This window comes from Streptomyces sp. MI02-7b (assembly GCF_033793585.1).
Taxonomy (GTDB): Bacteria; Actinomycetota; Actinomycetes; order Streptomycetales; family Streptomycetaceae; genus Actinacidiphila.
Window position 1 is genome coordinate 24,699 of record NZ_JARAWX010000048.1, and the last position, 7,777, is coordinate 32,475.

The 7,777-nt window shown below is 65.5% G+C and carries 6 protein-coding genes; 2 read left to right on the top strand and 4 right to left on the bottom strand.

Features of this window, described 5'->3' with window-relative positions:
• Positions 1-103: 103 nt before the first annotated feature.
• Positions 104-3,976 (bottom strand): amino acid adenylation domain-containing protein, encoded by a 3,873-nt coding sequence (locus PV364_RS39835; RefSeq protein WP_319665833.1) that lies wholly within the window; start codon positions 3,974-3,976, stop codon positions 104-106.
• A gap of 408 nt (positions 3,977-4,384) precedes the next feature.
• Here PV364_RS39835 and PV364_RS39840 point away from each other — a divergent pair, with 408 nt between their 5' ends.
• Entirely contained in the window at positions 4,385-4,591 is a 207-nt protein-coding gene (locus PV364_RS39840) for an MbtH family protein (protein WP_319665834.1), read from the top strand.
• A gap of 325 nt (positions 4,592-4,916) precedes the next feature.
• Positions 4,917-6,170 (top strand): MFS transporter, encoded by a 1,254-nt coding sequence (locus PV364_RS39845; protein ID WP_319665835.1) that lies wholly within the window; start codon positions 4,917-4,919, stop codon positions 6,168-6,170.
• 10 nt (positions 6,171-6,180) lie between these two features.
• Here the strand turns inward: PV364_RS39845 and PV364_RS41475 are convergent, their stop codons facing one another.
• The 3 genes from PV364_RS41475 to PV364_RS41480 all read right to left on the bottom strand — a co-directional run bounded on the left by PV364_RS41475 (position 6,181) and on the right by PV364_RS41480 (position 7,615).
• Positions 6,181-6,384 carry a hypothetical protein gene (locus PV364_RS41475; protein ID WP_415924669.1) on the bottom strand — a complete coding sequence of 68 codons (204 nt, stop codon included), beginning with the start codon at positions 6,382-6,384 and terminating at the stop codon, positions 6,181-6,183.
• Between the two features lie 164 nt (positions 6,385-6,548).
• On the bottom strand, positions 6,549-6,890 hold the full coding sequence (locus PV364_RS39855; protein ID WP_319665837.1) for a transposase: 342 nt from the start codon (positions 6,888-6,890) through the stop codon (positions 6,549-6,551).
• A gap of 41 nt (positions 6,891-6,931) precedes the next feature.
• On the bottom strand, positions 6,932-7,615 hold the full coding sequence (locus tag PV364_RS41480; protein WP_415924670.1) for a recombinase family protein: 684 nt from the start codon (positions 7,613-7,615) through the stop codon (positions 6,932-6,934).
• Positions 7,616-7,777: the final 162 nt, after the last annotated feature.

Here is a 7,777-nt window from a genome sequence, read left to right on the forward strand (position 1 = left end):
GGAACCGTTTGCCCTGCGAGTGCAGGCGGTCGATTGCGGAAATCCTCGACGGATCACCGCGGCACATCGGCCGCAGTGGCCCGCGTGTGGCCTGCCACCCGCCTCAGTCGTCGATGCGACGCAACTGTGAGGCGATCGATCGACCTATTCGTGCAAGCGGGGCAGAAAGCGTCATGTCGTCGTGCGTGCAGGCGACGAGCTCTTCGACTATCCGTCCGGAGATGTGGTTGCGCCACGCCTCGGCGGCCGGCGCCTGCTCGTCCCTTCCCTCGGCCGCCACAAACACCAGGAGATCTCCCTGGAACATTTTGGGCACGAACTCGGCCGCCAGGTCCATGTTCCGGACGTACGTGCGCGCAACGGCCTCGAGCCGGTCGGCCTCCAGGTCCCGAAGCCCCGGGATCTCCTGGCGAATCAGGTCGGCAACCTCATGGGAGCGCTCCGGTCCTCCCGGATCGACCAATGCACCGAGGTGCCGTCGCACCGCGGAGACCTCGTCCCGGCAGAACGCGGAGAACGGGTACGAGTCGAGCATCACCAGCAGTGCAACCGACTCCCCCTGTTCCTGGAGCCGGGTGGCCATGGCGTGGGCGACAAGACCTCCGAACGACCATCCCAGAAGGTGGTAGGGGCCCGTCGGCTGCACGTTGCGGATCGCGGCCAGATAGTCGTCGGCCATTTCCTCAACGCTCGCGGGCAGCTCGACGGCCTGCCTGAGACTGCGGGCCTGCAATCCGAAAAGCGGCTGTGTTCCGGGCAGGTGGGCCGCCAATCCGATGTACGACCAGCTGATCCCGTACCCGGGATGGACACAGAAAAGAGGCGGACGACCACCGTTGAGGCGCAGTGGGAGGAGCTCCTGCCACGGATCCGCTCCGCTCCCCAGGGATATGCGTTCCACCAGCCTTGCCACGGTGGGTGCCTCGAACAGGTCGCGGATGCTCATCGCCACGCCTGTGGCTCGGCGGATGCGGCTCGCCAGACGGGTGGCCGACAGCGAGTCGCCGCCGAGGTCGAAGAAGCTGTCGTCGGCCCCCACCGAGTCGAGGCCGAGCGTGTCCGCGAACAGCCGGACGAGCAGTTCCTCCTGCGGGGTACGAGGAGCCCGGGCGGTGACAGGGGAGTTGAGCTCCGGGGCGGGCAGGGCGGACCGGTTCAGCTTGCCGCTGGGGGTCAGCGGAAGCGTGTCGAGGACCATGAAAGCCGACGGCACCATATATTCCGGGAGGCTCTCCGCGACCTGGGCGCGGAGCTGGGAGGGGTCCGGGCTGCCGGCGCTGGGCACCGGCACCACGTAGGCCACCAGCCGTTTGGTCCCTGGCAGGTCCTCGCGGACAACGACCGCGGCTTGGGACACACCCTCGTGCCGGCTTAGTGCGGCTTCGATTTCGCCGAGCTCGATGCGGAAGCCGCGGATCTTGACCTGATGGTCTGCTCGGCCGAGGTACTCGAGGCTGCCATCCATGGTCCACCGCACCACATCACCGGTGCGGTACATCCGCGTGCCCGCCGGGCCGAACGGGTCGGCGACGAACCGCTCCGCGGTCAGCCCCGCGCGGTTGACATACCCTCGGGCGAGCTGGACGCCGGCGAGGTACAGCTCGCCCGCCACCCCGACCGGGACCGGCCGCAGTCCCGCATCCAGCACATGCAGCCTGGTGTTCCACACCGGACGACCAATCGGCACCGTCACTGAGCCTGGCTCCGCAGGCGTGAAGGTCACATCGACCGAGGCCTCGGTGGGGCCGTAGAGGTTGTGCAGCGGCACGTCCAGCAGCGAATGGAACCGCTCCACCACGCTCGCTGGCAGCGCCTCACCGCTGCACAGCACACGCCGCAGACCCGTGCACGACGCAGCGGCCTCGTCCTCCAGGAAGGCAGCCAGCATCGACGGCACGAAATGCACAGTCGTCACCTGCTCCCGGCGGATGAGATCTGCCAGGTACGCCGGGTCCTTGTGTCCTTCCGGCCTGGCCACCACCAGCGTCGCACCCGTAATCAGCGGCCAAAAAAACTCCCACACCGACACATCGAAGCTTGACGGGGTCTTCTGCAGCACCCGATCCTCGGCGGTCAACCGGTAGGCGTCCTGCATCCACAGCAGGCGGTTGGCGATACCGGCATGCGGCACCGCAACACCCTTCGGACGCCCCGTGGAACCTGAGGTGTAGATCACATAGGCTGGCTGAGCCGGATGGTAGGAACCCGGCAGCTCACCCGGCTCGCAGCCGTCCAGATCCTCCAGGAACACAGTCGGCACATCCGCCTGCGGAACCTGCGCACCCCGCACGGTCAGCACACACTCCGCACCGGAGTCCGCGAGCATGAACTCCAGCCGCTCCGCCGGGTAGTCCGCATCCAGCGGCAGGTACGCGGCACCCGCACGCTGCACGGCCAGCAACGCCACGACCAGCTCCACCGACCGGGCAAGCGCCACCGCTACCACCGACTCGGCTCCCACCCCGCGACCCGCCAGCACCCGCGCCAGCCGCTCCACACGCCCATCCAGCTCCGCATAGGTCAACGACTGCCCCCCGAAGACCACCGCAGTCGCCTCCGGAGTACGGCCCACCTGCACACGGAACAGCTCAGGAAGTGTTCCGGCGATAGGCACCGGGATTCCGGTACCGATTTCACGAAGACTGGCGCGGTTCTCCTCCCCGAGCAGGTCGATGTGACCGATCGGGGTCTCCGGATCAGCGGCAAATGCGATGAGGAGCCGCTTCAGAGCCTCGGCCCAGAACTCGACCTCATCCCTTCTGAAGGCGTCCTTCAGGTAGTTGAGCGAAAGGCTCATCCTGGTTCCGGGCACGGTCACCAGGCTGAGCGGATAGTGCATGGATCCGGACGAACCGTCATCGTCCACCACGGTGAAGCTCACGCCGACGTGCTGTCCTTGCCGGCCGCTTCCCAGGGGGACGTTCTCGAAGACGGTTGCGGTGTCGAAGAGGCTGCTGTGCCCGGTGAACCGCTTGATGTCCGCGAGACCCAAGTGCTGATGCGGGAGCAGCTCGGTATGGGTCTTCTGGAGACGCGTCAGCATAGTGGAAACGGACTCCGCCGGATCGAGCTCGACCCTGACCGGCAGCGTGTTCATGAGCAGGCCGACCATTTCGTCAACGCCTGAGAGCTCAGGGGGGCGTCCCGACACGGTCGATCCGAAAACCACGTCCTGCCGTGTGCTCAGCTGGCCGACCACAACCGCCCAGGCCCCTTGGAAAAGGGTGTTCAGCGTCAGATGAAGCCGCTGGGCCGTCTTCTTCAGCGCGGCGGTGAGTTCCGCCGTGAGCTCCAATTCCACCCGAGCCGGGGATGCCAGGGGCTGGTTGTCGCCCGCTGGTGCCACCAGAGTGGGGCCGTCCAGACCAATTAGAGTGTCCCGCCAGGCCGCCTCGGCCGCTTCACGGTCCTGCTCCGCCAACCATTCGAGGTAGCCCTGGAACGACGGCGCCTCAGGCAGACCGGCCGCGTACCCTCCTCGATCGTACAGTTCGACGAGATCACCGATCACTATCGGTAGCGACCAACCATCGAGAACAATGTGGTGATTGGTGAAAATCAGGACATGCGTCGCAGCGTCCAGGGCCACCAGGGTGAAGCGAACCAAAGGGGGAACCGACATCTTGAACTTGCGGTCCCGGTCCTCCGCAGCCAGTCGGTCAAGCTCGGTCTGCTGGATCTGAGCCGGCTCGCTTCGGAGGTCCACCTCGAACCACGGCAGTTGCACCTCCCTGGCAATCGCCTGGACCGCCTCGCCGGAGCGCCGCTGGGGGAACCCGGCACGCAGGCTGGCATGTCGGCGCAGCAGGTGGGCCGCCGCCCTTCTGAGCGTGTCCACCTGCAGATCCCCCTCAATCCTGATGAGAGTCTGCATGGTGTAGACATCGGCGCCCGCGTCATCGAAGAGTGCGTGGAAGAGCATCCCTTGCTGTAGCGGGGAAAGCGGAAGCACGGACTCCAATGGCCCCTTGTTCACGCTACGTTCCTCCTTGCATGCTGGCACATCTCATCCGTCTCCGCGTACCCGGGCCGGCCCCGGCGTGCATTTGTGCCTGGATGCCGGTAAGTCCAATAGCCGCACGGCGCCTGACTTGAGCGCGGCGCCCCGATCTCGGATCGAGGAGCTCGGCCACCAGGTAGGGGCAACATCGCCACTCCTACGGGGAGTAGCTTGCCAGCGCGTTGCTGCGGCAAAGAAGTCACGAATTCTCGTGACAGCCGAGGGCGCTGCTCGATCACTACACTCTGTGGCTGTAGATGGCAGGATCGGAGTTGCGCGGACCTTTGCCTGGGCGCTGGTGAACGGCTTCCGACCGCGACCCGAGTGACGTTTCTGCATGCGCGAACCCGCAACGGACTTATCCGTTTACAAGGAGGAACCACCATGAGCAACCCGTTCGACAACGCCGACGGCAACTTCCTGGTTCTGGTCAATGAAGAGAATCAGCACTCGCTGTGGCCGGAGTTCGTCGAGGTGCCAGCGGGTTGGACGGTCGCCCACCCAGCTAACACCAAGCAAGCTTGCCTCGAATACATCGAGACCCACTGGACTGACCTGCGCCCCAAGAGTTTGATTGAGAGCATGCGATGATGTCATTTGGAATTCCGCTGGACACGGGACTGCATCAGGAGATCCGCTTCACCCTCCTGGCCCAGCACCATTTCGTTGGCAGCAAAGATTCCTGCGTGCTCGTATAACCCATCGGTACGCTGCACGGCAACCCACACATGATCGCGTTCTGCGGCCGACCAAGTGGTTCCGCTTGTCCCCTACGCCTGTGTTGGATGCGGACTCGACAAAAATAGCACTTCTCCGTGCGGAAGGCCCCAGGGTGCCTGACTAACCGTCAGGTTCCCCTGGCACCGGTTGAATTTTCAGACTGCCGATCACTGACACTCGAAGGAACAATCGTCCCATGCCAGTTCCGCGACCCCAACAGCGTCAGCCGCTCGGTCGGCGGTTCCTATTACTTTGGAGCTCAGTGTCTGTGGCTGGACTCGGCGAAGGCATTGGCCTGACGGCAGTGCCCCTGCTCGCCGCCCAGCTCACAAGTGATCCACGGGATATATCCATCGTTTTCCTTTCTGAGCAGCTGCCGTGGCTGTTGGTCGGTCTGATATCGGGAGTTCTTGCAGACCGGCTCGATCGTCGGCGCGTCCTGTGGATCACGGACTCGCTACGGGCTCTGGTGGTATGTGGGTTGACCGCGGTGGTTCTCACGGGGCACGCGTCGATCCCTATCCTCGGCGGTGTCGCTCTGCTGCTCGGGATTGGACAGGTCATGTATGTCGGCGCCTGGGGCGGAATGGTCCCTGCACTTGTTGAACCAAGCAATCGCACTCGTGCCAACGCGGCGCTCCAAGCAACGGCACAGGTGACGGGCAACCTATTGGGGTCACCGCTGGGCGCCCTGCTGTTCACAGCGTCCCTCGCCGCGCCATTTGCTGTTCAGGCGGCATGTATCGCAGGCGCTGCCGCGCTGGTCGCGCTGCTGCCGGGGCGCTACCGCGCTCACAAGCCCGTCCAAGCTTCCAAGATTTCGCTGTTGCAGGAGGTGGCCGAGGGCATCAATTGGCTTTGGAACCATCGCTTCCTGCGGCTCTTGTGTGTGGGATCAGCTGCCAGCAGCCTCGTTGTTGTCGGTCTGACTACAGTGCTGGTGCTTTACACCAAGGACGTCCTCCGCCTCAGCGGAGTCGGTTATGGGCTAGTGATGGTTGCGTTCGCCGTGGGCGGCCTGGCTGGAGCCGCGGTAGTCACGCGACTTTCTGAGCGAATTGGTACCGGCAAGGCACTCACCATAGCCATGACCGGCCAGGCGGCGGCCGTGGCCGCCGCAGGCTCAGTTTCCTCCGGCATAGCGTTCTGCTGCTTCATAAGCTTCTATGGCGCCACGACGCTGGCATGGAATGTCGTGGTCGTAACCGTACGGCAGAGCCTCGTGCCCAACCGCCTGATCGGCCGAGTTAACATGGCATACCAGATGATCAACGCCGGTGCGAGTGCCCTCGGCGCCATGTCCAGTGGGCTGGCCGCGCATCTGCTAGGCCTGCGTGCCCCCTTCGGTGTGGGCGCGGCCTTGCTTCTGGCAATCTCGATCATGGGTGCTTGCAGACTCCGATATCGTCGGTCCGTTGTCGACCGCTCACCAGCCCTGATGAATCGGTGATTCCAGAGAGTCAGGCCGGACTTTTGTCGAGGCAAGCAACGCCGATGTCGCAGACCTGGTTCGGCCTGCTCGGCTCGGTCGCGAAGGCGGCCTTGCGGCGGGCAGCCAGCTGCCGTCTCTCCCGCTGATAGTTCGCCTCCAGCAGCAGGCCCTCGTCCCGCAGCAGCCGCAGCACGGTGGCCTGCGAGATCCGATGGCCGTCGTGGCGGCACATCGCCCACACCTTCCGGTGACCCCAGGCCGGGTGCGCGAGTGCGTGCCGGCGGGCGGCGTCCCGGACGCCCTCACGGACCGGCCGCGGCCACGGTCCCCTCCTCGCCCGCCTGCCCTGGCGGGCTCGGGTCTGGTGGCGCCGGCAGGTCCGCTCGGGCACGCCGATCAGCCGACAGAACCTCGCGGTCGGCATGCCTGCATCGCTGCGGATAACCTCGAGGTCCTCGAAGGGCCCAGCCGGCCCTCCGCGGACTTCTTCCACACCCGCAGCTCGACCGCGGCCTCGCCCAGCGCCTGCGTCAAGTCCGCAACCTGGGCTTCAAGTTGCTGTTCTCGACTACTGGGTCCGGACTTGCCCGCGAGGCCAGCCCGGCCGGACTCCAGGAACTGGCGCTTCCAGTTCCCGATCGACTGCTCGGACACCTTCGCCGGCCGCGCGGCCTCCGCGACGGTCATCTCACCCGCCAGGATCGACAGCACGATCCGGACCTTCTCCTCCGGCGGCACCGCCGGCGGCCTGACAATGATCGATCAGACTCCCTCACAGGTCAGGACCCGCAAGAAACGAGCCCGGCCACAAAGTCTGACGCGGGACACTGATCGAGGTGCCGAGGCATCCCCCGAGTGCAGTGGGCGGGCACCGGTAGGCGCGGACCTGGGTTTTGCTGCTGCGGTGGCCGACGAGGCCCCGACCGTATTTGCCGCCGGTGAGGACGCCCGAGAGCAGGTAGCGGCCAGTCACGCGGGACTTGGACGCCCCGCCGGCGTGACTGCATTGCCGACGGCGGAGCTGGGGTTCGAACTGGGTCTGGCTCCACACCTTGGGCACGATGATCGTGTCCCAACTGCCGAGCAGGACGTGGGACCAGCCGTCCCAGTCGAGGGTGGCGTCGACCGGTGGCGTCTGCCGTTGGAGACCATGCCTGCGTAGCGCGGGTTGCGGAGAATCTTGCGGACCATTGTGCCGCGGCCGGTGGCATGACTTTGTTGTCGTTGAGTTTCTTGGCGAGGCTGTAGGCGGACTCGCCGCTGAGGAAGTCGTTGAAGAGCGCGGTGACAACCGCCGCTTCTGCGGGGAGGGTTTTGCCCTTGTCGGGGCCCTTGCGGATCCATCCGTAGGCGATGCGGCCCTGGATTCTGCCGTCCTGGGCGGTGGCGAGGTGCATACGGGCGACCCGGCGGGCGGTGTCCTCGGAAGATTTCAGCGCCATCACGCACATCATCCGGGCCATGTGCCGGTCACTGTCGTTGATGAGGTCTTCCGGATCCCGCGGCTGGCGAACCAGGCGGTCTAGGACCGACCGGCAAATGGATCATGTGAGGCGTCGGGTGGTGGGTCGGGCGTCCCAGCGGTAGCGGCTCGTTGCTCGACGGATCAGTATGCGGAGCGTGAC